The following is a 26,815-nucleotide window of genomic DNA, read 5'->3' on the forward strand; positions in this document are numbered from 1 at the left end:
TTTTGCCGCCAGCTTCCTTCAGATTCCATCTCACAATGGACACCCTTGCTATTGGCTAGTGGTTGGCGATTACAAACCCCCACAGTGGACTTTCACCACCTAGTTAGTTACCATGCACGGCACACATCGAAAAACCACCCGAATTGGGTGGTTTTTTTTTTTTGCAATTTAGATATTAGGCCATTAAGCTATCGAGGTAGATCATTTCCTATAAAGTTGTTCGGGTTAACTTTTGAAATGTTAGAACCCCATTTTACATTGATTGCCTCTATGAAGTGATTAGCTACAAAAGCATGTGCCCTTGCATTAGGGTGAACGCCATCAAGTGAAAATCCACCATTGGGAGGAATAATTGAAGCTGTCAATGCCACACCTCCAGCGCTTACTTGACCTTGAAGCACCCTATTCAACAGTTGATTTACATCTACTAGTACAAGTCTATCACTGTTGGCTTGAACAGCAGCATTGATAAAACCATTGAAAGCTTGAATTTTATCACTTATTTGAGTTTGCTCTTCTGGAGTCAACACAAACTGATCTTCCACAGGAAAACTAATGCCTCTCAATAAAGCTGGATTTCCTCCAACAGGCTGACCAAGTGCCGAAGAAAGCGGTAAAGTAGCCCTATCTGTTGATTTACTTTGCCTTATAGAAGGCAAACCCAGTGCAGATAAATTAGTTAAAAAATCATCTTCCATTACGAAACCATTCTGACCGGCTTGAAACTGTACCCTTCTATGAGCCTCTTCTTCAGCTGTAATTAGCCCAGCTACTCTAGCTTGCCCAAGTCCACCATTATAAGCTGCATATCCCTGATTAGCTTGATCTGCTTGTGCTTGTGTCATTGGAAGTGCATTCCAAGGAACTAAGGTAAAATAAGGTAAAACTGCAAGGCTTGGGATATTCGCTACTGCACCTTTTGCTTCTGTATTTGCTTGTAGCATGGCTCCTAATGCCAGTCCTAACCTTTCTTGAAAATCAGCATCAGAAGTCAAAATAGCGGGGTTAGAAGCGCCTCCTGTTGCGTAACCTAGCACATCGTTGTTCCCCAGCCAAAATGTAAAGAAAGTTCCACCGTTAGCCAATGCAGCCGCTGCATCACCTATTACTGTAGAAGTTCCAGGGTTCGAAGCAAAACGCTCATACATTCTATTGAATGCAGGATTCTGAGGCACATTCGGTCCGCCAGTTTGTGGAATTATAGCAGTCAATAGGGTAATACCTGGCACCCCGAAATTATTTAAATTGGCTTTATTTCCAGTAAAATCACTTGGGGCATCTCCTGCTCCAATGGGTGCTGGACCTGTAGCTCCTGTAGAGGGATTTATAGTTAGAATGAGTCTACCTAATGGTCCCTGTGGACCCATTTGGAAAAACCCATTAACTGAATTAATCTCTGGTACATTGAATTCACCTCCTCCGACAGCTTCAGCTTGCTGAGCAAGCATGACAGCAAAAGAGTTTTGCTGCCCCCTATCGTAAAGTGCTCCATCCATAAATCCAGCTGTAAGCGAATTACCTACAGCTACTATTTTCGTAAAATCTGCATTACCTGAAGTTGGGGCTTCAATTTGCTGCTCTGGAAACTCATAGGTACAAGAAGCGAGTACTCCTAATACCAAGACATATATAAATTTATTGATATATTTCATGTTGGTCGATTTTTAATTAGTTCAACAACTCATCAAATGTGATAGACACATAATAAATCGCTCCAATAGTTGGTCCTCCGAAGTTTTGGAAATACCTGTTATTGAAGATATTTGACCCTCCAAGTTTCACAATCGACTTCAAGTCCTTCATTCTGTAACTCACTTGTGCGTCAAACGTATGAATCTCAGGCACATCACCTTGCGCGAAAGTAGATTCCCATCTGAATGCTGTCTGATACCTATAAGTAAGTCCAAAACCAATTTTATCCGTCACTTTTCTATTTCCGAAAGTAATGTTGGTCTTATGCTCTGGGGTATTGAAATCATTCAAAAAGTCATCACCAATTGTTGAGATCAACCTGTTGAAGTTATAGTTACCGCCTAAGGTATAGTTCTTGGGGAAATTATAGGTCATTCCAATGGCAGCACCATGAGCCCTTACTTCTTGATCTACGATATTTGTATAAGTCTGGAATGTATTCTCTTGACCAGGGGTTGTAATTGGGGTAAGTAAAGTTGGTGCATTGATTGCATTGATAGCACCTTGCTCTGTATTAGGCATCGCACCTGGAAAAACTGGTCCTGGTGCTCTTCTTACAGAAGTTTGCGTAATGAAATCATTATAAATATTATAATAGTATGCCACATCTACCATGAGTCGATTGCTAGCTAGTAAACTTTTGTAACCTACTTCTATAGACTGAACTCGCTCTGGTCTCAACTCTGGAATCAATTGAGGTGTTGCGCTAACCAATAGTCCAGTTGCTCTTGGGTCTACAGGTGACATTCCTGATCCAACTGCTGCGATATACTCATTTACAGATCTTTGGGTAAATGAATTTTCATAGATATTGTACTTTTCTCTATAAAAAGGTAACCCACCAATAAGTCTTGCAGAAACCACATTCAAGTCAATATGTTGACCTTGAGTAGTTGGGTTCCTAAAACCTGTCTGATAAGAAAGCCTGAAATTATTGTTCCCTTCAGTAAAAACACCAGAAATTCTAGGGTTAAACTGACCTTGGAAATTTTCATTTTTATCATACCGCAATGAACCCGTTAGCTTTAATTTATCTTCTATAAATCTTTTTGACGCTTGGGCATAGGCACCAACTTCTTGAATGGTGATGTCATTACCTTCTACGTCTGCAAATATGGTCCCATTCGATCTCAAGTCATACACACGATATGAACCTCCTACTTGTAAGTCCATAAAATCGATTTCGTTTTTGAAATCATATTGACCTTCTAGCATGTTCATTCTCGATTGATCATTGAACAAAGACCCAAAAGGGATCACATCGCTTCTAACACCTGCTTTTGCAGCTTCAAACTCTGGGGTACCAGGCATTAACCTTCCTTGATCCGCAGCTCCTCTGGCAAACTGATGTGCTGCTGCCTGTTGGGCTGGTGTACCAAGTGCACCAGGTGTAACTCCTTGTCCAAATAAGTTCTGTAAGTAAGCTCCTGCATATTGACCAAACCAGTCATTGTTAGACTTCCACCTGTCATTGATAGCCACTCCTGTCAAATCTGCGATATAAGAATCACCTGAATTCTCGATCGTGGTGTAAGCTCGGACAAAATAATTTGCCCCTTTGAGCTCCAACTTATGTTGTATGATAGAAAATGCAGCTAAAGAATATCGCTGAGCACCAGTATAAACCGAAGTTCCAGCACCGTAATTCATGGTATAGGATAATTCAGATCGATCATTGATTCTATAGTGCAAAGCACCGTTCAATTTCAGGTTTCTAGCATTGTAATCTACCAAGTACCTCTCATCATAACCAGTACGCGATACAATTTGATCAGGAAGTGAGTTTGCACCAGCTCCAAAAGCATTTTGGATAGCTGCTTGATTTCTAAGTAAACCAATATTATTGGCAACCTCATCACCAAAAACATGCACCCTATTAGCTCCTGGATTGAATCCCAATTCACCTTGATTGAGCCTTGCAAGATCTGTTTGATCTGTACCATGCCAATCCATCGCTTGCATGTAAGAAGCATTGATTTTGAATGCAAACTTATTGTTGAAAGCTTTCGCATACCTTATAGATCCTTCGTACATCGGTTGAGGACTGGTAGGCTCTCCAGGCTGACCATTGATATGGTTTACACCTTGCTTATAAAATGCACTTAAGCCCTGATATTCGAATGGACTTTTGCTATTTACCAATAAAATACCATTGAAAGCATTCGGACCGTACAATGCAGATGCTGCACCAGGAATAAATTCTACAGACTCTACATCCAGCTCCGAAGGACCATTTAAGTTTCCAATTGGAAAATTCAGTGCTGGAGCCTGTGTATCCATTCCGTCAGTCAACTGTACAAATCTTGTATTCCCTGTGGAGTTGAATCCTCTTGCATTGATGATCTGAAAGTTAATCGAAGAGGATGTTACATCTACACCTTTCAGGTTAGCAATACCCTTGTAGTAGTTATCTGCAGGAGTATCTCTTATAGACAAGATGTCCATTTTTTCAATAGATACTGGCGATTGTAAGATACTCTCCTCTACCCTTGAGGCCGAGATCACCACTTCTTGTCCCAGCATAAACTGCTCTTCAAGTGCAATCTGAAGATTTGAAACATTGTCTTGTGTGATTTCAATCTCTTGGGTCGTAAATCCTACCATCGAAAAAACTAATGTCAACGGCGGAGCTTGGTTGACTTTCAGGTTAAAATTTCCTCTTAAATCGGTCACTGTACCGATTACTTTTCCTTTTACCACAATATTAACCCCAATTAGGGTTTCCTTGGTACCTGCCTCTGTGACCGTACCACTTATGGTAGTCGTCTGTGCATACACCGCGCTTGTGCTGAAGGAAACTATGACAAGTAAGCATAATACTACCTGCCAAATTCTTCTAGTAAAATTTTGCATAAGTTAATCTTGGGTTTTTGTTAAAACTTAATCGTTTTGAAATATATGGCGTATATCCTTGGGAAAAATAGATGTTTTTCCCAACATTCCATTTATTTCTTGTCTAAAAATTAGAAATAAAATTTAGCATCTCCTAATTTTTTAAAGAAACGATTTGATAATCAACAAAAACTGATATTACCAATTAAAAAGGTTTACTACCGCTCAACGCATTATTGTCAAAAAAACAACATTAATCAATCCCCGGCTATTAATCAAAAAAAAAGTCGAGGACTCTTCATGAGCCATCGACCTTCTTATATTTTATTTTATCCTATTTTATTTCAGGCAGTTACAATTACTTTTTGCTTAGAGAAAAATTCAAATACAAGTTATGTAAAGGCTATAAAAATAGCCTATTGCTTATTGGCCATTCTTTTTATTTTCTTCATTGACATGCTTCACAAGCCTGTCACAAAGTTCTTTCATCTCTTCTGACATGTACTCATCTCCTGTTGCATTCAAAATAGTCTGCGCCATTCCTCCTAGTGCATCTATGTAAAATCGCTTCATTTCCACTACCGACATGTCTTCTGTCCATAAATCAATTCTTAAAGTGGAGTGATTAAGGTTATCCCAAACATTCAAGCTGATACTTTTAGTAGACTCCTCTCCTTCTCCTTCTTTGTCTGATGCATCCCACTTAATAGATTTAGGGAGGTTTTTATCGTCTAGATTGACTATGAATTTTATTTCTGAACTTTTCATTTTTCACTGTTTAATTTGACGCTACAAAACTACAAAAGATGCCATAGAGTTCCGCTACCTTCTACCTCATTTCATGCAGTCTATTCTAAAGAACTGAATTTCAACTCGCAAAATTCATCTCAGGGATTTCTCCCTCTACAATCAATTTACCTTCTGTTTTTGCCTGAATCTCCTCTACACTAATACCTGGAGCCCTCTCTAGAAGCTTAAAACCTCCTTCAGGAAGTACTTCTAAAACTGCTAAATCGGAAACGATCATGTCTACACACCTGATCCCAGTGATTGGTAAAGTACAGGATTTGAGTAACTTGGATTGACCATCTTTACTACAATGCTGCATAGCTACAATGATCCGCTCTGCCGAGGCTACCAAATCCATGGCTCCACCCATACCCTTGACCATCTTTCCAGGAATTTTCCAGTTAGAAATATCTCCATTTTCTGATACTTCCATTGCACCCAATATGGTCAATTGAACATGTCCACCCCTGATCATAGCAAATGACTCTGCTGAACTAAATAACACAGATCCTTTGGTCATGGTAATGGTCTGCTTCCCAGCATTGATCAGGTCTGGATCTACTTTATCTTCTGTAGGAAATGGCCCTATCCCGAGCAGACCATTTTCTGACTGTAATACAACATCTAAATTTTCGGGAATATAATTAGCCACCAAGGTAGGAATCCCTATACCAAGGTTGATATATTGGCCATCTTTGACCTCTTTGGCTATTCTCTGTGCAATTTGATCTTTAGTAAGCATGGCTAAATGTCTTTTTTGGGTTTAAATCTTGATTTAGGATTGGAGTAATATAATTGAAATAATCGAACGAAATCTGGAAGGGCTTTTGACACTATAAATCAATCGAAGACAGCATCCTTTTACAGATTCTATTTAGCTCACAAAGTACTCCTACCTTCTCTTCTGTCCTTATTTCAAGATATTTGGCTTTCGATGTAACTTGTCCGCCAAAGGTGCTTATCATTTTCTAACGGTCCTTTGCTCGATTCTTTTTTCGTAATCTTTCCCCTGGAATATGCGCTGCACATATATGCCTGGTGTGTGAATTTGATTAGGGTCTAATTCTCCAGCTGGCACAAGTTCTTCTACTTCTGCAATGGTAATCTTGCCTGCAGCGGCCATCATTGGATTAAAGTTACGTGCAGTCCCTTTATAAATAAGGTTTCCCGCAGTATCGCCTTTCCAAGCTTTGACAAAAGCAAAATCAGCTTTAAGCCATCTTTCCAAAAGGTACAACTTATCATCAAACTCACGTAATTCTTTACCTTCTGCCACCTCCGTACCTACTCCTGCGGGGGTGAAAAACGCAGGTATTCCTGCCCCTCCAGCTCTAACCCTCTCTGCCAATGTTCCTTGAGGTATCAGTTCTACTTCTAATTCTCCACTCAAAAGCTGTCTTTCAAATTCAGCATTTTCACCTACGTAACTTGATATCATTTTTTTGACCATACGCTTTTGTAACATCAAACCTATGCCAAAATCATCTACTCCGGCATTGTTTGAAATGCATGTCAATCCATTGATATCCATTCCCAAAAGTGCTTGGATGCTGTTCTCTGGAATCCCTGACAATCCAAATCCTCCAAACATCAAGACGGCATTCGAGAAAACATCTTGAACGGCCTCTTGCGCATTTTTGACTGTTTTATTAATCATAATAGTACGGTTATATATGGGTAAGAATTTCTATTGCTTGCAATTTGTCGCGATTTAGTTGTGCTTTGAGTGCATCCAAACCATCGAATTTCACTTCTGGCCGTAAGTAGGACATGAGCTTGACACAAACCCGCATATCATAAAGGTTTCCTTCAAAATCAAAAAGGTTCACTTCTATGGATCTACTACTTCCATTTACGGTAGGTCTGTTGCCAATGTTGAGCATACCATCATATGTCACGCCCTCCACGACGACTTTCACAGCATAGGCCCCATCACATGGAATCAACTTGTAGTCGTTGGGAATATGTACGTTTGCCGTAGGGAATCCAATCGACCTGCCTACTTGCTGCCCTTTGATAATGATACCATTAAGCTCATAAGGTCTACCTAGGTATTCATTTGCTACATGCACCTTACCTTCTAATAGGGCCGTTCTGATCTTGGTACTTGACACCCCTACATCATCTACATCCTGGCGAGAAATCTCCTCTAATCCGAATGGATAATGATCGATATTAGATTTTAAGTATTCAAAACTCCCCTCCCTGTTTTTCCCAAACCTGTGATCATATCCTATGACCAATTTACGGGTTTGAATGGTATCAATGATTACTTTTTGAATAAATTCATCTGAACTCAATTGAGAAAATTCCTTGGTAAAAGGAATCGTCAAAAGGTGGTCTATACCTGCCTCTTTGAGAAATTTTGCCTTTTCCTCAAAGGTAGATAGCAAAAGCAAATTATGTTCTTTGGGATAAAGCACAAGACGTGGATGTGGCCAAAAAGTAATCAGCACCGTCTCCCCACCTATATCATCTGCAATTTTTCTGATTCTTTTTAATATTTTCTGATGTCCCAAATGCACACCATCAAATGTCCCACTTGTAACAACAGGGTTGTTCACACCAACAAAATCACTTATTCCTTCAAATATCCTCATCGAGGCGATCTTTAATTTTTGTAATCAATTCGGGAAGTTCCATCGCATTATCTAACAAAAAATCACCAATTCTTGTTCTGCATAAGGCAGACATATAGGCTCCGACTCCCAAGTCTTCTCCCAAATCCCTTGCGATGCTTCTGATATAAGTACCTTTGGAACAGACTATTTTAAAATCAATCTCTGGAAGCTCAAAACGTGTGATTTCAAATACCGAAACTTGCACAGGCCTAGCGTCAATTTTCACTTCAATACCTTTTCTAGCGGACTCATACACCCGCTTGCCATCAACTTTGATCGCCGAGTGCATGGGTGGAATTTGCATGATCTCACCAGTAAGCTTTGCTGCTGCATCTTTCACATCTTCCAAGCTCAAATCAGAAGGATCTGCGACCTCAATGACTTCTTTCTCCCTATCAAAACTCTCTGTGGTCTTCCCGAGTACAAAAGTGCCAGTATACTCCTTTTCTTGCCCCATATACTGCTCTATACTCTTGGTTTGCTTTCCAGCACAGACGATCAGAAGCCCAGTAGCTAGTGGGTCCAAAGTCCCAGCATGCCCCACTTTTTTGATTCTCAATGCATTTCTCACTTTCTTGACCACGTCAAAAGACGTCCATTCCAATGGCTTGTTGATCAAGAAAACTTCTCCATATGGTTCTTTCTCTTGCATCTTATCTCATCATTCCAGCTCCGATCGCAATCAGACCTACAATCAAACAATAAATTGAAAAATAGGTAAGCTTACTTCGTCTCACCAAAGCTATCATCCAAGTACAGGCAAAATACCCAGCTATAAATGCTGCAATAAAGCCAGCTGACAAATATCCAAAACTATCTGCATTGTAAGCCAAACCACCATCAAGAAGGTCTTTTGCGATTTTTCCTAAGATCAAAGGCACTACCATCAAAAATGAAAACCTTGCCGCTTTTGCTTTGTCAATTCCAAGTAATACGGAGGTAGAAATGGTAGCTCCAGACCTAGATATCCCAGGCAAAATCGCTATTGCTTGTGCAATTCCTACAATGACGGCCTCTAGAAAACCTACTGGCTTATCTGTGTTTTTGGCTTTATCGGCCAAAAACAACAACAGTGCCGTGAGCAATAACATGCATCCCACAAAAACAATTTTTCCTCCAAAAAACTGCTCCAATTGATCGTTGAAAAACACGCCAACAACAGCCGCAGGAATCATCGAAAGCACAATTTTTAAAGAGAACTTGGTCTCTTCATTCCATTTGAACTGAAACAATCCTCGAAATATCTCCGCTATATCTTTTCTAAATACCACAATCGTAGCCAATGCCGTCGCAAAATGTAAGATTACCGAGAACATCATACTCTCTTCAGGCAACTTAGAATCTCCCAGAATAGCAGCACCTAATTCTAAATGCCCGCTTGAACTCACAGGCAAAAACTCTGTCAACCCTTGAATGATACCAAGGATTATTGCATCTATAATTTCCATCTATTTGATTAATCTGCTTTGTAGAAAATGGCGTAAAATTCAAAAACAAATCCAGCCAAAACTACTATAGGCCCCAATGTCAATCCCATAAAACCGAATCCATGCTGAACAGGGTCTAGACCAATGATTGCAAAACCAGCGATAATAACTGCAATGCCGATAAGCATAAGGATGTAATTTTTTCTCTTGAAAGGAAAAGGATGATTGTTCATATTTCTTAATAAAGTTCGTCTAATGACATGTTCAAATATTTATTGACAGCCCTCAAGGTGCTAAACACTGAAAGTATGGCTCCAGCAATCACCAAACCTGCAAAAAGAATGTATAGTAGCTCATAGTTTTGAAGCATGGCGAAGCCATCTATATTGGCTTTGGTATATTCCAGGATTCCGTATAGCACTGCCGATGCCAATGCACCTGACAAAGCTCCAAAGAAGAATGCTCTTTTCAAAAAAGGACTTCGGATAAAACCTCTTGTAGCTCCTACGAGCTGCATACTCCTTATCAAGAAGCGTTGTGAAAATAGCGCCAATCTAATGGTGTTGTTGATCAGCATAATCACTGTGATGATAAGAATCACAATGAATCCCCCCATTACAAGACTGACTTTGAGAAGATTCTCATTGATCGATTCTACCAAATCTGACATGTAGGTCACTTCAAATACCCCATCCATGTCTTGAATAGCCGTGACGATCTCTTCTATTTCTTCAGGGGTCTGAAATTCTTCTGCTATCGCTAGTGTGTAGCTATCCCTCAAAGGGTTATCATTCAGAAATTTGGTGAAATCTTCGCCTGTATCTTCTAAAAAACTCTCTGCTGCGGCTTCCTGAGAAATAAAAGTAAGGGTGGTTCCCTCTTCCTTTTTCAATACGTAAGGTTTGGATTCCAATTGCTTACCTATTTCAGCTTTTCTAGCATCTGTCACATTTTTATTCAAAAAGACCTGAACTTCAATATTCTCTCTGATCATTTTGGTCAATGTCTTCGCTTGGATAAAAATCACTCCAAACAAGCCTACTATAAAAAGAGACAAAGTAGTACTGAACAGTACTGATACAAATTTAAACTTCCCGACTTTTGTCTTTTTCCTTGATCTGCCTTTCATATAGCTTATAAAGCTTAAATATTTTTACCTCAACTAGTATTTATTTGACAATGAGATTTGGTCAAAATTAATCAGCTTAAGGTTTATAACCAATCATATTCGATTTTAAACCTGAAATACCTCTCACAAAAGTAGCGGAAAGCTTACAAAACTTGTGGAATTTCAACTACCCTATCCTCGGCTATAACGTAAATTTGAGTATCAATGGTACGTTTCATCGAGACAAGCCCTGTAAATCTCCCAAAGGCTGGCAAAACAAATCTTTGATTTGAATAGAAAAAACATGGTAGGGTAATTCTTTGGCGACCTTTGCCTTTGAGTGTAAAACCAGGATGAATATGTCCACAGAGGTTGATGAGATCTCTGGGAATATTTTCCAAAGGTTCATGAGTCAAAATCAAATCACCCAATATCAAACCTTGCTCATGTACAATCCAATGATCATGCTGATAAAAAGATAAGGGTAAAATATCATGATTACCCATTATCAAATGAAACTTGACATTAATTTGCTGTTTTGAAAATTCCACCAAGGTCCACCAAGAATCGTTCAATGCTGAATGAAATAAATCTCCCAAAAAATAAACATCGTTGATTTGGTAGCTAGAAATCAACTTTTCTAATTTTTTCAAATCCTGATCATGCAATACCTCAGGAATAGGAATCCCTGCTTTTCTAAAATGGCCCGCTTTACCAAAGTGGGTGTCGGCAATCAAAAGGGCATTCAAACTTGGAATATAAACTACCCGCTCAGGCAATAGAACCAACACCATACTTTGCTTACCCAAATTTATCCTTAATCCTCTATTTTCGATCATTTCTAATTGGTCCACGACTATTATGGACATCTAATTTTTCATTCCATGATTTTTACAAACCCGAATTTCCACCTTTCCAAAATTGAATTCGCCTACAAGTTAAATCCAAAATGATGCTTTTAAGCTTTTGGAAAAGTTTTGCTAATCTATTCTACGCTAAATTCTGAGAGACAAATATCTGACATTTTTCAAAGATTAATCAAAACTAATCTATAGGATTTCGTATTGTAAAGAGTAGAACCAAAACTAAGAAGATGAAAAAACTGATTTTCACCCCATTCATTGTTTTATTTTGCATGATAGCAAGCACAGACGTTTTTGCACAGCGTGCTGATGATATCGTAGGAGAATGGTACACCACAGAAAAAGATGCCAAAATTGAGATTTACAAATCAAGCGGAAAATACAACGGTAAGATTGTATGGCTGAAGGAGCCTAAAGAAAACGGAAAGCTGAAAGTTGATGAAAACAACGCTGATAAATCTAAAAGAGCTCAACCTATCCAAGGCTTAGAACTATTGAGTGATTTTGAATGGAATGGTAAAGTTTGGGAAAATGGGACCATTTATGATCCTTCCAGTGGGAAAACATACTCTTGTACGATCAAGAAAAAAGACGATGAAACCATAGATGTCCGCGGATATATTGGGATTTCTCTCGCAGGGAAGTCTGTAGAATGGACAAAAGTCAAATAGAGTTGCTTAATAAAGAGGAAGCATAGCATTTTTGACAGTTATAACCTTTCCTAAGGAGAAACTTGAAGGTTTGGTTTCGCTACAAGGACATGCTTTAAAACGCTATTTGGAGTATAATTCTTTAAGTTTGCATCCTTCGTGCCTTTGTGAAATATTTGAATTACAAATACCACAAAGGCACGGGGATATATGTCAAAAACTTATTGTTTTGAACCAAATCAAACGACTTCTCCAGCATTTTGAATAGTCTTCAATCCAGCTTCTATATTTTCAACAGCATAATTATCAGGTAAGGCCAAAATAGATACCTCCCCAGACTCATTTAGCTTATTGAAGTTTTTAGGCTTGACCTTACCTACGGCAAAGGTTACCCCGTCGATCTGGTGCGTAAGTTCTGGAGAGAAAAGCACAGCATCTATCAGTTCCGCAGATTTACTTTTCACTAAAACCCTCACCCCAAGATTGAGGAGTTTTTCCTCTAATGGCTTATCAAAATTCACTTTGGAATAATTGTATCCAAAACCATTTTTGGCTTTGATCAAATCACCGTACACAGCAGCTCCTGTAGGAAGACTACCTGCACCTTTTCCTTGATAGAACTGTTCTTGGAGGTGTTCAGAAGTGATCTTCACTGCATTATACTCATTTTCAACTCCATAGAATGGATTATCCTCCTCTACCAATGTAGGTAAGATATGTGCTGCAATTCCTCTGTAGTCTCTATCTGCCTTTGCGATGAGTTTGATCTTCAGGCCAAGCGTCTTTGCTAAAGCAATCTCCTCTTCTCCCAAATGCTGTATCCCAAATGCAGGGATCTGCTCTTCTCCTATAAACTTCCCGAAAGCATGAAGTCCGAGGATGTTTAGCTTGCTAGCTACATCACTTCCATTGATGTCAAATTTAGGATCTGACTCTGCGAATCCCTTTTGCTGAGCCAGTCTCAAAGCTTCAGAGAAATTGAGCCCATTGTTGAATATCCGAGAAAGGATATAGTTCGATGAGCCATTCAAAACACCTTCTAAGGAGACGATTTCGTCCTCTTCGAAGTGCGTTTCTAGCGTCGTAATTACAGGAATACCAGCCGCTGCAGCTGCTTCATAGAGCAATTTCCCTCCAAATACACGCTGTAACTGAATCAATTCAGGCAAGTGAGCTGAAAGTAGCTTTTTATTGGCCGAAATCACCGTAATTCCTCTTTTGAGGGCTTCAGTGACATATTCATATGCTTCACTTGTATTTGAAATCAACTCTAATATATAATCAGGATTTTTATCAAATACATCTTGAGGGTTGTATGAAAACTTAAGGTCAAAAGCTCTTCTTTTGAACTTATTCTTCACAACTATGGTATCAGGGGTCCATTGTTCTTTGTGTTTTTTGGCGATTTGGTAATAGCCCTGTCCTACTACTCCAAATCCAAACAAACCAATTCTTTTATTCATTGTTTTCAAGGTAAAATGAGGTAAGGATATAATTTAACTGTCCGTATTCTATCAAAAATGCATCATGCCCATAAGTAGATTGAATCTCCCTGTAGGTTCCACGGTTGACATGGTTGGCAACGAACTGAGATTCTTCTTTAAGAAAAAGAAGGTCTTTATCTACTCCTATAGCCAAAACTTTGGAAGGAATTTGTGACAAGGCATTGGCTACACTTTCTCGTTTTCTTCCTAAATCATGGCTATCCATGGCTTTGGTAAGCACCCAATAGGAGAAAGCATTGAATCGATCAGCTAGCTTTTTACCTTGATAATTCAAGTAGCTACTAGCTCTAAAATGATCCAAAGCTTCGACACTATCAGCTTGCCTTTCAGCAAAATTGTCAGGATGTCTATAGGTTAGCATGGCAATAGCTCTTGCTGCTTCCAAGCCTTTCTTACCAGCTTGCTTTTCTTTTCTTCCCCAAGTTTGATCTGCAGCTAAAGCCATTCTTTGGGATTCATTGAAACCTATGATCCATGGAGAAGCTTTTGCATTGGATGCCAAGATGATCGTATTCTTGACTTTTTCCTGGAGCAAATAGGCCCATTCAAGACCCACTTGTCCCCCTAAAGATCCACCGAGCAAGGTATTGATACTACCAATACCAAGGTGATCTCTAAGCAAGTCCAATGCCCTAGCCATATCTCTTGTAGTCAAATGAGGAAAATCATAGTAGAATGGCTCTCCTGTATTTGGGTTGGTGCTTAGGGGGTTGGTAGATCCATAGCATGAGCCTAGCAAGTTGGCACAGACGATAAAGTGGCGTGTAGGATCGAAGAATTGGTCCTCTCCTATTAATCCTGGCCACCATTGGTTGACATGAGCATCTCCAGTGAGGGCATGAATTACCCAGACTACATTGTCTTTGGATGGGGTAAGGTGACCTTGTGTGGTATAAGCTAACTGAAAACCTTGGAGTGACTCTCCAGATTCCAGCTGAAATTCACCTTCATAGGTAAAGGTTTCCTGCGCCATATCTATTATCAAATGAGGGCTTGCTAGATTCATTGATGATTTTTGATGAACAATTCCGGAAGTTGTTCTGATTAATTTATTTTAGAAAATGCTTGATTGAGATCTTCTTTGATATCTTCTATGTGTTCTATTCCTAGAGATATTCTCAACAAAGTAGGTGTCACTCCTGCTGCAATTTGCTCTTCATCACTAAGCTGCTGATGCGTTGTTGCAGCTGGCTGAATAATAAGCGTTTTCGCATCTCCCACATTGGCAAGATGTGATATCAAATTCAACTCATTGATGAATTTCGAAGCATTTTCTTTATCACCTTTAAGCTCGAAGCTAAGTACTCCACCGAAGCCTCTCTTTAGGTATTTCTTAGCCAACTCATGGTAAGGCGAGGACTTTAGGCCTGGATAATTTACCTTCTGGACTTGCGGATGTGCTTCAAGCCACTCTGCAAGTGCTTGAGCATTATCAACTGTCCGCTGCACGCGGAGTGAAAGCGTCTCCAAGCCTTGTAGAAGGAGAAAAGAATTGAAAGGGCTGAGTGCAGGCCCAAAATCCCTCAAACCTTCTACTCGTGCTCGGATGGCAAAAGCAACGTTTGGAAGCCCTAGAGGGTTATTTTCCCCAAATACTTCCCAGAATTTTAATCCATGATAACCTTCAGATGGTTCGGAAAACTGAGGGAATTTACCATTACCCCAATTGAAATTACCTCCGTCGACAATCACACCACCTATCGATGTACCATGTCCACCTATCCACTTGGTAGCGGATGCGGTCACTACATTTGCTCCATGCTTGATCGGGTTGAACAAATACCCACCAGCCCCAAAAGTATTATCAACTACAAGTGGGATTTCATGCTTTTTGGCCAATGCTGCAATAGCTTCAAAATCAGGAATATTAAATTCTGGATTCCCAATAGTCTCTAAATAAATGGCTTTAGTCTTTTCGTCGATAAGTTTTTCGAAGTCTTCCACAGCATCACCTGCCGCAAATCTTGCTTCTATGCCGATCCGCTTGAAAGCTACTTTGAACTGGTTGTACGAGCCACCATAAAGGAAAGAGGTAGAAACAAAATTTTCTCCTGCTTGAAGGATATTATTCAAAGCCAGAAACTGCGCTGCTTGTCCAGAGGCAGTAGCCACTGCTGAAACACCTCCCTCCAGCGCAGCGATACGCTGTTCGAATACATCTGTAGTTGGATTCATGATCCGCGTATAGATGTTTCCAAATTCCTTTAAGGCAAACAAATTAGCTCCATGCTCTGCGGAATTGAACACGTAAGAGGTTGTTTGATAAATGGGTACAGCTCTAGCATTGGTGGCTGTATCAGGATTCTGACCTGCGTGCAACTGTAGGGTTTCAAATCTAAAATTAGTGGACATAATTGATAGGTTTTATAGGTTTGATATTATTGTCAAGTGGAAGAAACTCCTTTCTAAGCAAAAGCAAGCTGTAGGAGTTAGCTGTAGGTGAATCAAAAATCACCTACACATCAAACAATACAACATACAGACGAGAAGCCCGTTCTCCTGATTTGAATTGCCTGAAAGGTTTGTAGTAAATTGTAAATGTGGAATATAAATCATCTTGTTAAGAATTTATATTTCCGAGAGAGGATATTCTCTATCGGCAGGAATTGGCACCTTGGATTTTCCAGGTTGCCAGAGGGTCATAAAGCCTGTCTTTCGCCTCTTCTGTATAAACCCCAACACTGAAAAAGTGATAGGATGTCACAAAGTAAATTCAGGAAACATTATAATGCAAATTTTCTATGAAAAAAGTTATAAAATTCTGAAAAGCAATAAATTTTCAGCGATATTCTTGTTCAAACTGGATATTCAAAGTGAAATTTTAAAAAGAAGTCTCTTGATTGAGCCGAAACATCAACCAAGAGACTAATCAATCAAATATAAAAAACAGATGCTTATTCTAAACTTAAGTATTTGAAAACCAAACCTGCGAGGGTTGCTCCTGCAATTGGAATTAAGATAAAGAGCCAAAGATGAGACAATGCCCAATCACAAACAAAAAGTGTTTGGCTTATACTTCTTGCTAGATTCACCGATGTATTGGCCACAGGAATACTGATCAGGTGTATCAGGGTCAGCGCTAAACCATTGGCAAACCCTGCAGCTTTGCTATCTGTGGCTCCTAAAATGATAATCAAAAACATGAAGGTCAGGACAAGCTAGGTAACAATAGCTCCTGTCATGCTGTAGCCTCCTGGTGAATGCTCACCGTATCCATTTGCTGCAAAGCCTACGATCTCACTACCATTGCCTGTCACAATGATGTAAAGGACACCCGCAGCTGCTACAGCTCCCAATACTTGGAAAATGATGTAGGGGAGAATATCTTTGGCTTGCATCCGCTCACCAGCCCACAAGCCGATAGTCACCGCAGGATTGAGGTGTGCGCCTGAAATGTACCCAAGAGAATACGCAATGCTCAATACGCTTAAACCAAATGCGAATGAAACTCCTACTAAACCAATCCCAACTCCTTGGAAACCAGCAGCCAAAACTGCATTAACACAACCTCCAAGTACCAACCAAAATGTAGCGAAGAATTCAGCTAGATTTTTTTCATTTGAATAAAATTAGATTTCCCTACTCATATGGCTATTCGGATACGCCTCGTTTTTTTGATGTGGGTTCTGGACTCCAGCTTTGGGACTAATACACCAAGCCTTTTTCAAAAAACTAGCTAAACAATAAGCTCATCATTCGACCTTCCAAAAACTTGAATGTCTCGAAAATGAATTTTAAACAAACTAATGCTGCTGGTTTTCATCATGCAGGTTGGTGCATTAGAAAAACAAATAACAATCTCTGTAGACATACACAGAGACCCCCTAAAACCATGAACTGAAAGAATTAGCTACCTTGACATAGCCTGTGATCAACATCACTTCATTTTGCAATAAGTTCCCAAACAGTAACTTTAAAAAGTCTTATTCACCCTTTGAAACCAACTGTTTCCAAAATTTTGATCCAAGATGAAATCGTATAATATTATAAATTACTTGTTTGAAGTAAAATCAATCAAGATTCAAAGTACGCAAACGAGCTTAAAAACAACTAAAACGTTATCGATTTGATTACGTTTGATTAAAAAAACCTATCCACATGTAGATTATGAGAAAGCTCATTTTACTTATCATATCATCATTTTTGACACTAAGTACTCAAGCACAAGACTTTATCTGGGGAATGCAGTACAAGCATGGAATAGCCACGGGAGATTTTGCCTCCACCGCTGGAAATATTCAAACACCTGAATTTGCGATTTATACAAATTACCAAATCCCCAATCAACCTGTGGAAATTGGTATCAGCATAGGATATGGAATATATGGTACTTCTTTAGAAAAGCGTAACGACCTCTATGTAGGTTATAATGATGAGTTGAGGCTGAGGAGAAACAATAATCTTTTGAGTTTGGCTGGCGTATTTCGATTTTTCCCTCAAGTCTATGGCAAGGTATTCCCATTTGTAGAAGCTCAGCTAGGTGGTATTCATGCTTATACCAGGTATAAAATCCGAGAAAAGCCTACCACAGAACCCATTGAGAATGAAGGAGACTTGGGCTCATGGGCCAGAATGAGTCAGATCGGTGGTGGACTATTTATACCCCTAGGTGAAAAAATCAAAGGAAACCTAGAGCTAAGGTTGATGTATCAACATACCAGCCCGCTAGATTATCTCACTAAAGGTGATGTGCGCTATGAACCTGATCCTGACGGAGTTCAAAATGGTCAATTTATCTATAATGTAAGAAGGTCACCATTAAACATGATCCAACCTTCTGTAGGTATTAATTTCTACATAGATTAATATAAAATTGGCACAATGTTTGAAAAAAGTATAACAAAATACTAAACCAACTATCACTACAACCACAAATGCCGGGCTTCACTCACCCGGCATTTTTTTTAGTTATTTATTTTCACTTTGTAAAAAACATTGTAATCCCGCTCCTCTTCAGGGCTGATGTTATCATTAATATAAATGTGCCCTTCGCTGTCCAGACTTTCGATGGTACCATGAACAGGTAACTCATTGATCACTCCTACCTGAGTATTATTTTTGAACACTATATAGTATGGCTTAATGTATTGTTTGCTTGCTTCTTTGTATTCCGGAGTAGTGAAATATTGCTCCGATAATGCCCGTAGCTCTCCCATTTTGCTTTTGGGAATTGTAGAAAAAAACTGTACAAGTCCATAATCTCCAGCAAAAAGCACATTATTGATAGCAGGATAGTCATCGTAATCCTGCGGAGAACTCTCCATAGAAATGGTTGGTGGAAGATCTGGTCTTTCAGGGTGAGATAATTTCACTTCATGTTTGAGTTCGATTTCATCTCCTAAATCATAAATAAAAAGCTGAGAGCCTTGGATCGGCATCAAAGCAAAAGATTTTTTGGTACTATTAAGGCTGATCATTGATAGCTTGTTTCCAACAAATCGCTCACTGACTCTAGGTTCCCATGTTTCAGGAAACCCATCCAAAATCTCCAGTTCTTCAGACTCTAAATCATATCGATAGATATTGCTGATTTTTTTATAAAAATCTAGACCGACCTTACTTGGGTTCATTTCATCATCTGTAAAGAAATTATGATCCTCTCCTAAGATCTTCATCTTTCCATTGTGCACGTAAGGATGAAAGATAGTTCTGTTCCTGTAAATCACAAGCCTATGGACATCCATGGTATGATAAGGACTCTTGAAAACTTGATTCCCTTCAAAATCATAGACAAAATAATGATTGATAAACCCTTGAGCAACAAATCGATTTTCATCTAAGAATTTGTAGCCAAAAGCACCATTTGCTCCTACCCCATCTGGACCATCATGTGCCAATTTAAATTCCTTTAAAATTTCCCCTTTCAGGTCTGTAAGATACACTGACTTGTTGCGACCTACCATAAGCGCTCGATCAGCGCTTAGGTTCAAGTCAGAAAGATTGAGTGGTGATAGCTCATCAACTACTATTGAATCAACCAACGTAAGGCTCAATTCATTGGTTGGACTACCTACTTTAGCTTCTTTTTCGCAGCTAAACAAAAACAAGGTGAAAATTATAAGCTTAAAGAAAATTATATTGTTTTGGTTCATAAGTGAAGAAGTTTATATCACTTAGTGAATAAATTACTGCTTTATATGACATGGAAACCTGAATCCTAGTTTTTCCTCGATTTTCTATTACTGGATTTTAGATGGTGGACAATCAAGAATCAAGAGAAAAATAAGAGGCAAGAAACACGAGGGTGTGGGATGAAAGGTGAAGGTTGCATAAAGAAAAGGGTAATACAGGTAACTCTTAAGGAGCTTAGTATCATGGAATTAATATCATTCTACAAACAGAATGCAACTAAGGAGCAAGAAATCGATTACTTTAAACCCAAAATACATCATTCTTGGCATTCTTTGCCTTTTTCTCAAGTCGCCTCTATATCAATTACTTATCCACTTTTTCTTGTCTGTAAAATTCCTTACTTCGGAAAACTTTTTTTTAAAGAACTCCATCTCTAAAAACAAAAGCTGAATGGTAGACATTGCTACCATCCAGCTTTGGTTTAAACTTATATCCAATATCTAGGAATTACATTTAATTTACTATGAATGTAAAACTTACATTTACCCTGTCTGTTAACTTTTGTTCTTCCGGACTAAATGTAGGCTCTACACGATCAGCTGCAGCTGTTTTGAGCATGGTAGATTCCATTCTATACTCCATCGGCTGAAAACTATACCCAGAGCTATAGTTTACTTTATAGACCATGATTTGCTCAATTCCCATGGTTTTGGCAATGATGTCTGCTTTTGCCTTTGCATCTTTTAGAGCAAGCTCTAGCAATTGCTCTTGATAAGTTTTTCTCTTCGCCTCTGAAATACCAAAGGACAAATTGTAAGTCAGCTCATCCGCTGCGGTATTGATTGCCTCGACGATTTTCACTAGGTCTTTGTCCGTCTGCTTCACGACAATCTTTACATTTTGACTAGCAACATATCCACTGTCTTTGTAAGCGTTACGCTGATACACTCGATTGATATTGACATAATAGTTATCAACCACAAACTCATAATCTTTTACGCCTGTTTTTTTCAAGGCATCTTCAATATCTTTTGTCTTTTTGTTTAATGCATTGGTAGCCTCACTTACCTTCATGCTCAATTCACGCAGATTGAGTTGAATCGTCGCTTGGTCTGGCATTGCCTTGATCTCACTCACTCCATCTACATCTATAGATGGGTAGTTTTGCTGCTGCGCCATCGTAATAAGTGGCAACATCAGCACTGACAATAAAAAGAGTAATTTTTTCATAGTTTTTTAATTTTAGCTTTCGTTTCAATGAGTTCTGGGTATCAACAAACCTTTGATATTTGCTTGATTTAGGACTATTATTCAAATCCCACGCCACAAATACTTAAAGTTTGTTAATTCATTGCTCATTGTCTCAAACTTTTGATTTTAAGTTTTAAGTCTTTCATTAATTTCTCAATGCAATCACATGACGGTTCAGAAAGTCTCGATGTCTCAATTTTTCAAGCTATGAAAAGTAACTCAATGATTATCATCTCCCTAAATCTAGGATATCACCGATTTTATTTGTTTTGCTCATCTCACTTTTGAGTCCTTCATAATCTTCTTCAATGATTTTATCCCTAAACTTGGATAGATTAGCGATATACAAGCTCAAAGCCTCAAGAATATTACTTTTATTTTCTTCTAAAATAGGTCCCCACATGTCAGCTGATGACTTTGCTAACCTTACCGTAGAAGCAAATCCTGATCCAGCCATGTCAAAAATATTTTTCTCGTCTTCCATTTTGTCTAATACCGTCTTTCCGAGCATAAATGAAGATACATGAGAAAGATGAGACACAAATGCCAAATGTCTATCATGCTCAGCAGCATCCATAAACCTCAACTTCATGTTTAATGCTTCTAACACATCATAAGCCATACCTTTCAAGTGGACATCCGTAAGCTCCATTTCGCATATAATAAAAACCTTTTTATCCAGTAGATCCGATTTAGCAGCCTTTGGCCCTGAGTACTCTGTCCCTGCTATGGGGTGTCCAGCCAAGTATTGAGCTCTCTTTGGGTGCTTTGAGGCGGCTTTGCAAAGGTTCTCTTTTGTTGACCCAAAATCCATCACAAGTGTATTTGGCCCTACCTGATCAAGCATCTTCAAAAGTAGTTCTTCCAAAGTATTGACAGGGGTAGCCAAGACAATTAGGTCTGTATCAGGGTCAGGTTGCTCGGAAGCTTTCGAAATTATCCCTAATGCCAAAGCATCCTCCAAATTTTTTGGATTAGCGTCGAATCCTGTAAAAATCAATTCTGGCTTAACTTTTCTCAAGGCCAAGGCAAAAGAACCTCCTAATAGTCCTAGCCCAATAATGTGTGTCTTTTTCATTCCAAAATAATTTACTTTAACCTATCGATCGCTTCATGGATCAGTTCTTCGGAAACACAAAGTGAAAACCTAATATACCCTTTTCCATTGCTCCCAAATATACTCCCTGGGGTGACAAACAGGTGATAATTCATCAGGAGTTTATCTACCAATGCATAATCATCGTCAGATCCAATGATCTTTGCCCAGACAAACATGCCGACTGTATCTTTATCCACTACAAGATTAAGCTTCCCAGCTAAATGCCAAATCAAAATACGCCGTTTTTGATAAACTTCATTTAGCGAACTATACCAGCTTGAATCTAAGTTGAGTGCAGCGATAGCGCCTTTTTGAATACCCAAAAACATCCCAGAATCCATATTACTTTTGACTTTCAGCACGGCACCGACGAGTTCTTCTTTTCCTACTAGCACTCCTATCCGCCATCCGGCCATGTTTGAGGTCTTGCTCAATGAATTCAGCTCCAATGCCACATCAAAAGCACCTTCAAAAGACATGATACTTTTAGGCTCATCCTCAAGGATAAAGCTGTAGGGATTATCATGTACAATCAAAATTTGATGCTTTTTTCCAAAAGCCAAAAGCTTTTCAAAAACTTTTACATCTGCTCTGGCTCCTGTGGGCATGTGTGGGTAATTCACCCACATCAACTTCACATTTCTTAAGTCCAATTGCTCCAATGCATCAAAATCAGGCATCCATCCATTAGAAGCTTTCAAATCATAAGCAATAGGACTAGCACCTACGAGTTTGCAGGCTGATGCATAAGTAGGATATCCAGGGTTTGGAATCAGCACCTCATCACCAGCGTCCAAAAAAGCCATTGAAACATGGATTATTCCTTCTTTGGATCCCATAAGAGGTAATACTTCACGCTCTGGATCGAGTGTGACTTGGTAATATTTCTCATAAAAATTAGCAAAAGCAGCTCTCAATGCTGGAACACCTTGATAGCCTTGGTAACCATGAGCATCATTTTGCATCGCCGTATGGTTCAAGGCTTCTATCACGCTGGGGTGAGGTGGTAGGTCTGGGCTACCTATGCCCATATTGATCACAGGGTGTCCTGATTGGATCAGCTGTCTAACTTCCTTAAGTTTTTGGGAAAAATAGTACTCCTGAATATGGTCCAATCTATTGGAAAATCCTTTCATTACTTCCTGTTTGTGTATTCACCAAAAACCTTAACTTGACCGTAATTATCCTTGATTGCTAAAATGGCAGATTGGTACTTTTCATAATCCTCAAATTGCAAATCAATGAAAAACGCATATTCCCATGGCTTGTCTATCACAGGAATTGACTGAATTTTACTTAAATCCAAACCAAATTCGCTAATCTTCGAAAGTAAGTTAGCTAAAATTCCCTTTTCATTTTTCACTGTCACTTTGATTGATGCTTTGTTAGGTTTTATAAATCCCAATTCTAGCAAAGGCTTTTGCAAAATGATAAATCTGGTGAAATTATCTTTTACCGTCTGAATATCACCTGCTAAAATATCTAGCTCATATATTTTCGCGGCGGTAGTACTGGCTATAGCAGCTACTTTTTTCAACCTTTCATCCCTGATTCGCTTTGCCACAGAGGCAGTATCAATATCATCGATTAGTTTGATATGAGGATATGCCTCAAAGAATTTTTTACATTGTAACAAAGCCATGGGATGCGACCTAACTTCTTCTATCTGATCTATTCCTTGTCCTTTCAGGCACATAAAATTATGTGAGATAGGCAGGTAATACTCATCTTTTATAGTCAACTCATGCCTGTCGATCAATTCATAATTTGGAAGAATTGCACCTGCTATAGAGTTTTCGATTGCAAGAACTCCATAATCACACCCATTGGTACTTACACATTTGGCTACTTCTTCAAAAGTCCTGAACCCTATGATCTCCGTTTCGTCACCGAAGCAATTCAAAGCCACTTGGTGATGAAAAGAACCTGGAATTCCTTGTATCGCTACTTTCATGTATTTTGAATTTGTCTATGAAATGTCATCACTAAACAAAATGACATCAATTATTGATGGCTCAATCGATGCTGAATACCTTATGGAATCCACTTCACGTCTTTAAAGTTGGGCTTGCGCTTCTCCAAGAAAGCATTTCTACCCTCTTTTGCTTCATCAGTCATATAAGCCAATCTGGTCGCCTCACCAGCAAAAACTTGCTGACCCACCATACCATCATCAGTCAAGTTGAAAGCAAACTTCAGCATTTTGATAGATGTTGGTGATTTTGCTAAGATTTCCTGTGCCCATTCATAAGCAGTATCCTCTAGCTCTGCATGCGGCACAACTGCATTGACCATACCCATATCATAGGCCTCTTGAGCGGAGTAATTTCTTCCAAGGAAAAAAATCTCTCTTGCTCTCTTCTGACCTACCATTTTGGCTAAATATGCGGACCCATATCCTCCATCGAAACTGGTAACATCAGCGTCAGTTTGCTTAAAAATCGCATGCTCCTTACTGGCTAATGTCATATCACAGACCACATGAAGTGAGTGTCCTCCTCCTACAGCCCATCCAGGAACTACTGCAATCACCACCTTTGGCATGAATCTGATCAATCGCTGAACCTCAAGTATATTCAAGCGGTGATAACCATCTTCTCCTACATATCCCTGATGTCCCCTGGCACGTTGATCACCTCCAGAGCAGAAAGAATACACTCCGTCCTTTGGCGAAGGCCCTTCAGCTGAGAGCAACACCACGCCGATTTCTGTATCTTCCATGGCATCATAAAAGGCATCATATAGTTCACTGGTCGTTTTTGGTCTGAAGGCATTTCTCACTTCAGGTCTATTGAAAGCAATTCTGGCTACGCCATCACATTTCTTATAGGTGATATCTTCGTATTCTTTTGCTATTTTCCAGTCTATCGTCATTGGGTATTGATTTTAAATTAATTTCCTGCAAGATAATAGGCTTAGGTGAATTTTGTCGAATTTTGATAAAGGCATTACCTTGCATCGTTATAAAAAAATCTATGGGACATATCTTTCTAGCACATCGATCATATAGTTTTGAGGAGGTCATGAGCGGTCAGTGGCATGAATCTGACCCATATTATGCCGCATGCTTGAGCTTTTGCCAAGAATGGCTTAATGGAAAGGATTTCTTTTTTCAGCTTACATCGGGTTCTACAGGGAAGCCAAAATCTATTCAGCTTGGCCGATCTCAAATGATCGCATCAGCACAAGCTACCTCCGATTTTTTCAATATAAAAAAATCACCAAGACTACTTGTCTGTATAAACACGGCCATGATTGGTGGTAAAATGATGCTCGTTAGAGGTATGTTATGGGACGCTGATATCTACATCACACTTCCAAATGCTAGGCCATTTGAAGCCAACTGGCTTCAGCTAGATTTTGACTTTGTCGCCATGGTACCCATGCAAGTAGCGGCAAGCCTTAACAATGCAAGAGATTTAAAATGGCTTTGTCAAATTGATAAACTGATCATAGGCGGAGCATCTAGTTCTCCGGAACTCATATCTCAGATCCAAGACCATAATATCCATGCCTATCAGACTTATGGTATGACAGAGACCGTTTCTCACATAGCAGTCGCAGACCTAAGCAAGGATGACCTTATTTACCATGCGCTACCTTCAGTAAAAATAGGTGTAAATGCATCTCAATGCCTTTGGATTGAGGCTCCTATGGCTTTGGAACGACATTTACAAACAAATGACATCGTTACCCTGGAGACAGCAAGTAGCTTTCGCTGGTTGGGAAGGGCTGACTTTGTAATCAATACAGGTGGAGTCAAAGTACATCCCGAAATACTAGAAGCCCAAATCGATAAGCTAGTGAAGGAAATATATGGGCCCATCAAGTACTTTGTGGCAGGAGAAACCGATGAAAAATTAGGGCAAAGGATCGTCCTGATAATAGAACACGCTTCAGACGAAAAAAAGGAATACATTTTGCGAATGCAATTAAAAGAAAATCTAGAGAAGTATCATGTTCCTAAGCAAATCTATGCTATCGAAGCTTTTGCTTATACAGATTCTACAAAAATTAATAGACAAAAAACCCTGAGCTTATGTGGTTTCAATCAGTTCTGATAATCTTTTTTTCTTTTTTCATAGAAACTCAACCTATGAATACCTTAACTATTTCTGTCCAAAAGATAAAAAACGAGCAAGGAGTTGTCCGTGTATTGCTATTTGATCAAGCCAGTGGCTGGCCTGATGATCCTAGCAAAGCTATTCACCAAGCAACGTTAAAAATCGAGAAAAATCAGGCTGTATATACCTTTGACAACCTCCCAATGGGCTCCTATGCCATAGCAGTCATCCATGACAGCAAAAATATCGGCAAGCTAAGGACAAATATGCTAGGAATCCCGCTGGACGGCTATGGGTTTTCAAATAATGCCATAGGCACCTTTGCTCCACCTTCATTCGAAAAAGCCGCTATCAACATTCAACAAGGTGTTAATTCGCATACTATTGTTTTGAGATGAGAGGGTATTAGATTGTAGATTTTTGAGAAATGGGCATATACCGAATTTGCTTAAAGTTTATTGATTGTAGGTTCATGGTCATTTAGTTTCGACCTACCAGATTTTCCGTCAAATAGCACATGAGCTAAATAACTACCTTTTAACTATTCATAAAACAAACCTAGCAGATCTTCTCATTAGGAATAATCCTCATATTTCCACGCTCCTAATATATCGCCCCAAGCAAATATCAACTTTATATCGCTTTAGCGTACTTCATTTATAAGAAGCAAGAGATTTGATGAAAGAAACAAGAATCAAGACACTCCGCGCGATTATTCGTAGGAAGCATATATCGCCGCAGGCAAATATCAACCTTATATCGCTTTAGCTTATTTCACTTGTTTCTTGAGTCTTGTCTCTTATTTGTTGTATCTTAAGTCTTTTCACAAACCTCATTGGTAA

24 protein-coding genes, 1 pseudogene and 1 riboswitch are annotated in these 26,815 nt (G+C 39.2%); of the genes and pseudogenes, 4 read left to right on the forward strand and 21 right to left on the reverse strand.

The features are described from left to right. Positions 1 to 188: 188 nt before the first annotated feature. The 11 genes from MM239_RS13915 to pdeM form a co-directional block, all read right to left on the reverse strand. Positions 189 to 1,652, reverse strand: coding sequence for a hypothetical protein (locus tag MM239_RS13915; protein WP_241348856.1), 1,464 nt, complete (start codon positions 1,650 to 1,652; stop codon positions 189 to 191). A gap of 16 nt (positions 1,653 to 1,668) precedes the next feature. After that, positions 1,669 to 4,545 carry a TonB-dependent receptor gene (locus MM239_RS13920; protein WP_241348857.1) on the reverse strand — a complete coding sequence of 959 codons (2,877 nt, stop codon included), beginning with the start codon at positions 4,543 to 4,545 and terminating at the stop codon, positions 1,669 to 1,671. 402 nt (positions 4,546 to 4,947) lie between these two features. Continuing rightward, entirely contained in the window at positions 4,948 to 5,292 is a 345-nt protein-coding gene (gene gldC, locus MM239_RS13925; RefSeq protein WP_241348858.1) for a gliding motility protein GldC, read from the reverse strand. Positions 5,293 to 5,392: 100 nt separating this feature from the next. Next, the gene (locus MM239_RS13930) at positions 5,393 to 6,055 is read right to left on the reverse strand and encodes a CoA transferase subunit B (RefSeq protein WP_241348859.1); all 663 of its coding nucleotides are present in this window, start codon (positions 6,053 to 6,055) and stop codon (positions 5,393 to 5,395) included. Positions 6,056 to 6,274: 219 nt separating this feature from the next. Then, on the reverse strand, positions 6,275 to 6,970 hold the full coding sequence (locus tag MM239_RS13935) for a CoA transferase subunit A (RefSeq protein WP_241348860.1): 696 nt from the start codon (positions 6,968 to 6,970) through the stop codon (positions 6,275 to 6,277). 10 nt (positions 6,971 to 6,980) lie between these two features. Further along, on the reverse strand, positions 6,981 to 7,913 hold the full coding sequence (locus MM239_RS13940) for a bifunctional riboflavin kinase/FAD synthetase (RefSeq protein ID WP_241348861.1): 933 nt from the start codon (positions 7,911 to 7,913) through the stop codon (positions 6,981 to 6,983). Then, positions 7,900 to 8,586, reverse strand: coding sequence for a tRNA pseudouridine(55) synthase TruB (truB, locus tag MM239_RS13945; RefSeq protein ID WP_241348862.1), 687 nt, complete (start codon positions 8,584 to 8,586; stop codon positions 7,900 to 7,902). Before truB ends, MM239_RS13940 begins: the two co-directional genes overlap by 14 nt. Position 8,587: 1 nt before the next feature. Continuing rightward, entirely contained in the window at positions 8,588 to 9,382 is a 795-nt protein-coding gene (locus MM239_RS13950) for an undecaprenyl-diphosphate phosphatase (protein WP_241348863.1), read from the reverse strand. A gap of 8 nt (positions 9,383 to 9,390) precedes the next feature. Then, the gene (locus tag MM239_RS13955; RefSeq protein WP_262918669.1) at positions 9,391 to 9,594 is read right to left on the reverse strand and encodes a DUF3098 domain-containing protein; all 204 of its coding nucleotides are present in this window, start codon (positions 9,592 to 9,594) and stop codon (positions 9,391 to 9,393) included. A 5-nt stretch (positions 9,595 to 9,599) separates the two neighbouring features. After that, complete coding sequence (locus MM239_RS13960) at positions 9,600 to 10,490, reverse strand: cell division protein FtsX (protein WP_241348865.1); 891 nt, start codon at positions 10,488 to 10,490, stop codon at positions 9,600 to 9,602. A gap of 143 nt (positions 10,491 to 10,633) precedes the next feature. Further along, positions 10,634 to 11,338, reverse strand: coding sequence for a ligase-associated DNA damage response endonuclease PdeM (gene pdeM / locus MM239_RS13965; protein ID WP_241348866.1), 705 nt, complete (start codon positions 11,336 to 11,338; stop codon positions 10,634 to 10,636). A 224-nt stretch (positions 11,339 to 11,562) separates the two neighbouring features. Here pdeM and MM239_RS13970 point away from each other — a divergent pair, with 224 nt between their 5' ends. Beyond that, entirely contained in the window at positions 11,563 to 12,003 is a 441-nt protein-coding gene (locus MM239_RS13970) for a DUF2147 domain-containing protein (RefSeq protein WP_241348867.1), read from the forward strand. Positions 12,004 to 12,221: 218 nt separating this feature from the next. On the opposite strand, the gene MM239_RS13975 is transcribed toward MM239_RS13970, so the two are convergent. From MM239_RS13975 to aqpZ, 4 genes and pseudogenes are all read right to left on the reverse strand, one after another. Further along, entirely contained in the window at positions 12,222 to 13,445 is a 1,224-nt protein-coding gene (locus MM239_RS13975) for a homoserine dehydrogenase (protein WP_241348868.1), read from the reverse strand. Then, positions 13,438 to 14,493, reverse strand: a complete 1,056-nt coding sequence (locus MM239_RS13980; RefSeq protein ID WP_241348869.1) for a homoserine O-acetyltransferase family protein — start codon at positions 14,491 to 14,493, stop codon at positions 13,438 to 13,440. The genes MM239_RS13975 and MM239_RS13980 overlap by 8 nt, the downstream gene beginning before the upstream one ends. A 38-nt stretch (positions 14,494 to 14,531) precedes the next feature. Then, positions 14,532 to 15,839: an O-acetylhomoserine aminocarboxypropyltransferase/cysteine synthase family protein gene (locus MM239_RS13985; RefSeq protein ID WP_241348870.1), complete on the reverse strand. Its 1,308-nt coding sequence runs from the start codon at positions 15,837 to 15,839 to the stop codon at positions 14,532 to 14,534. 213 nt (positions 15,840 to 16,052) lie between these two features. Next, positions 16,053 to 16,162: riboswitch (SAM riboswitch) on the reverse strand. Between the two features lie 219 nt (positions 16,163 to 16,381). Further along, positions 16,382 to 17,029: pseudogene (aqpZ, locus tag MM239_RS13990) on the reverse strand (aquaporin Z); the annotation flags it as partial. A 565-nt stretch (positions 17,030 to 17,594) separates the two neighbouring features. Here aqpZ and MM239_RS13995 point away from each other — a divergent pair. After that, positions 17,595 to 18,293, forward strand: a complete 699-nt coding sequence (locus MM239_RS13995; protein ID WP_241348871.1) for a hypothetical protein — start codon at positions 17,595 to 17,597, stop codon at positions 18,291 to 18,293. A 98-nt stretch (positions 18,294 to 18,391) separates the two neighbouring features. Here the strand turns inward: MM239_RS13995 and MM239_RS14000 are convergent, their stop codons facing one another. The 6 genes from MM239_RS14000 to MM239_RS14025 all read right to left on the reverse strand — a co-directional run bounded on the left by MM239_RS14000 (position 18,392) and on the right by MM239_RS14025 (position 24,783). Then, positions 18,392 to 19,579: a hypothetical protein gene (locus MM239_RS14000; protein ID WP_241348872.1), complete on the reverse strand. Its 1,188-nt coding sequence runs from the start codon at positions 19,577 to 19,579 to the stop codon at positions 18,392 to 18,394. A 493-nt stretch (positions 19,580 to 20,072) separates the two neighbouring features. Continuing rightward, entirely contained in the window at positions 20,073 to 20,789 is a 717-nt protein-coding gene (locus MM239_RS14005) for an SIMPL domain-containing protein (protein WP_241348873.1), read from the reverse strand. Between the two features lie 250 nt (positions 20,790 to 21,039). Further along, positions 21,040 to 21,888 (reverse strand): prephenate dehydrogenase, encoded by an 849-nt coding sequence (locus tag MM239_RS14010; RefSeq protein ID WP_241348874.1) that lies wholly within the window; start codon positions 21,886 to 21,888, stop codon positions 21,040 to 21,042. 11 nt (positions 21,889 to 21,899) lie between these two features. After that, positions 21,900 to 23,045 carry a pyridoxal phosphate-dependent aminotransferase gene (locus tag MM239_RS14015; RefSeq protein ID WP_241348875.1) on the reverse strand — a complete coding sequence of 382 codons (1,146 nt, stop codon included), beginning with the start codon at positions 23,043 to 23,045 and terminating at the stop codon, positions 21,900 to 21,902. Continuing rightward, complete coding sequence (locus MM239_RS14020; protein ID WP_241348876.1) at positions 23,045 to 23,863, reverse strand: prephenate dehydratase; 819 nt, start codon at positions 23,861 to 23,863, stop codon at positions 23,045 to 23,047. The genes MM239_RS14015 and MM239_RS14020 overlap by 1 nt, the downstream gene beginning before the upstream one ends. A gap of 80 nt (positions 23,864 to 23,943) precedes the next feature. Continuing rightward, positions 23,944 to 24,783: a 1,4-dihydroxy-2-naphthoyl-CoA synthase gene (locus MM239_RS14025; protein ID WP_241348877.1), complete on the reverse strand. Its 840-nt coding sequence runs from the start codon at positions 24,781 to 24,783 to the stop codon at positions 23,944 to 23,946. Between the two features lie 101 nt (positions 24,784 to 24,884). On the opposite strand from MM239_RS14025, the gene MM239_RS14030 reads away from it, so the two are divergent. Further along, positions 24,885 to 25,970: an AMP-binding protein gene (locus MM239_RS14030; protein WP_241348878.1), complete on the forward strand. Its 1,086-nt coding sequence runs from the start codon at positions 24,885 to 24,887 to the stop codon at positions 25,968 to 25,970. 35 nt (positions 25,971 to 26,005) lie between these two features. Then, positions 26,006 to 26,371 (forward strand): DUF2141 domain-containing protein, encoded by a 366-nt coding sequence (locus MM239_RS14035; RefSeq protein WP_241348879.1) that lies wholly within the window; start codon positions 26,006 to 26,008, stop codon positions 26,369 to 26,371. Positions 26,372 to 26,815 lie beyond the last annotated feature (444 nt).

It is taken from the genome of Belliella filtrata, assembly GCF_022549775.1.
GTDB lineage: Bacteria > Bacteroidota > Bacteroidia > Cytophagales > Cyclobacteriaceae > Belliella > Belliella filtrata.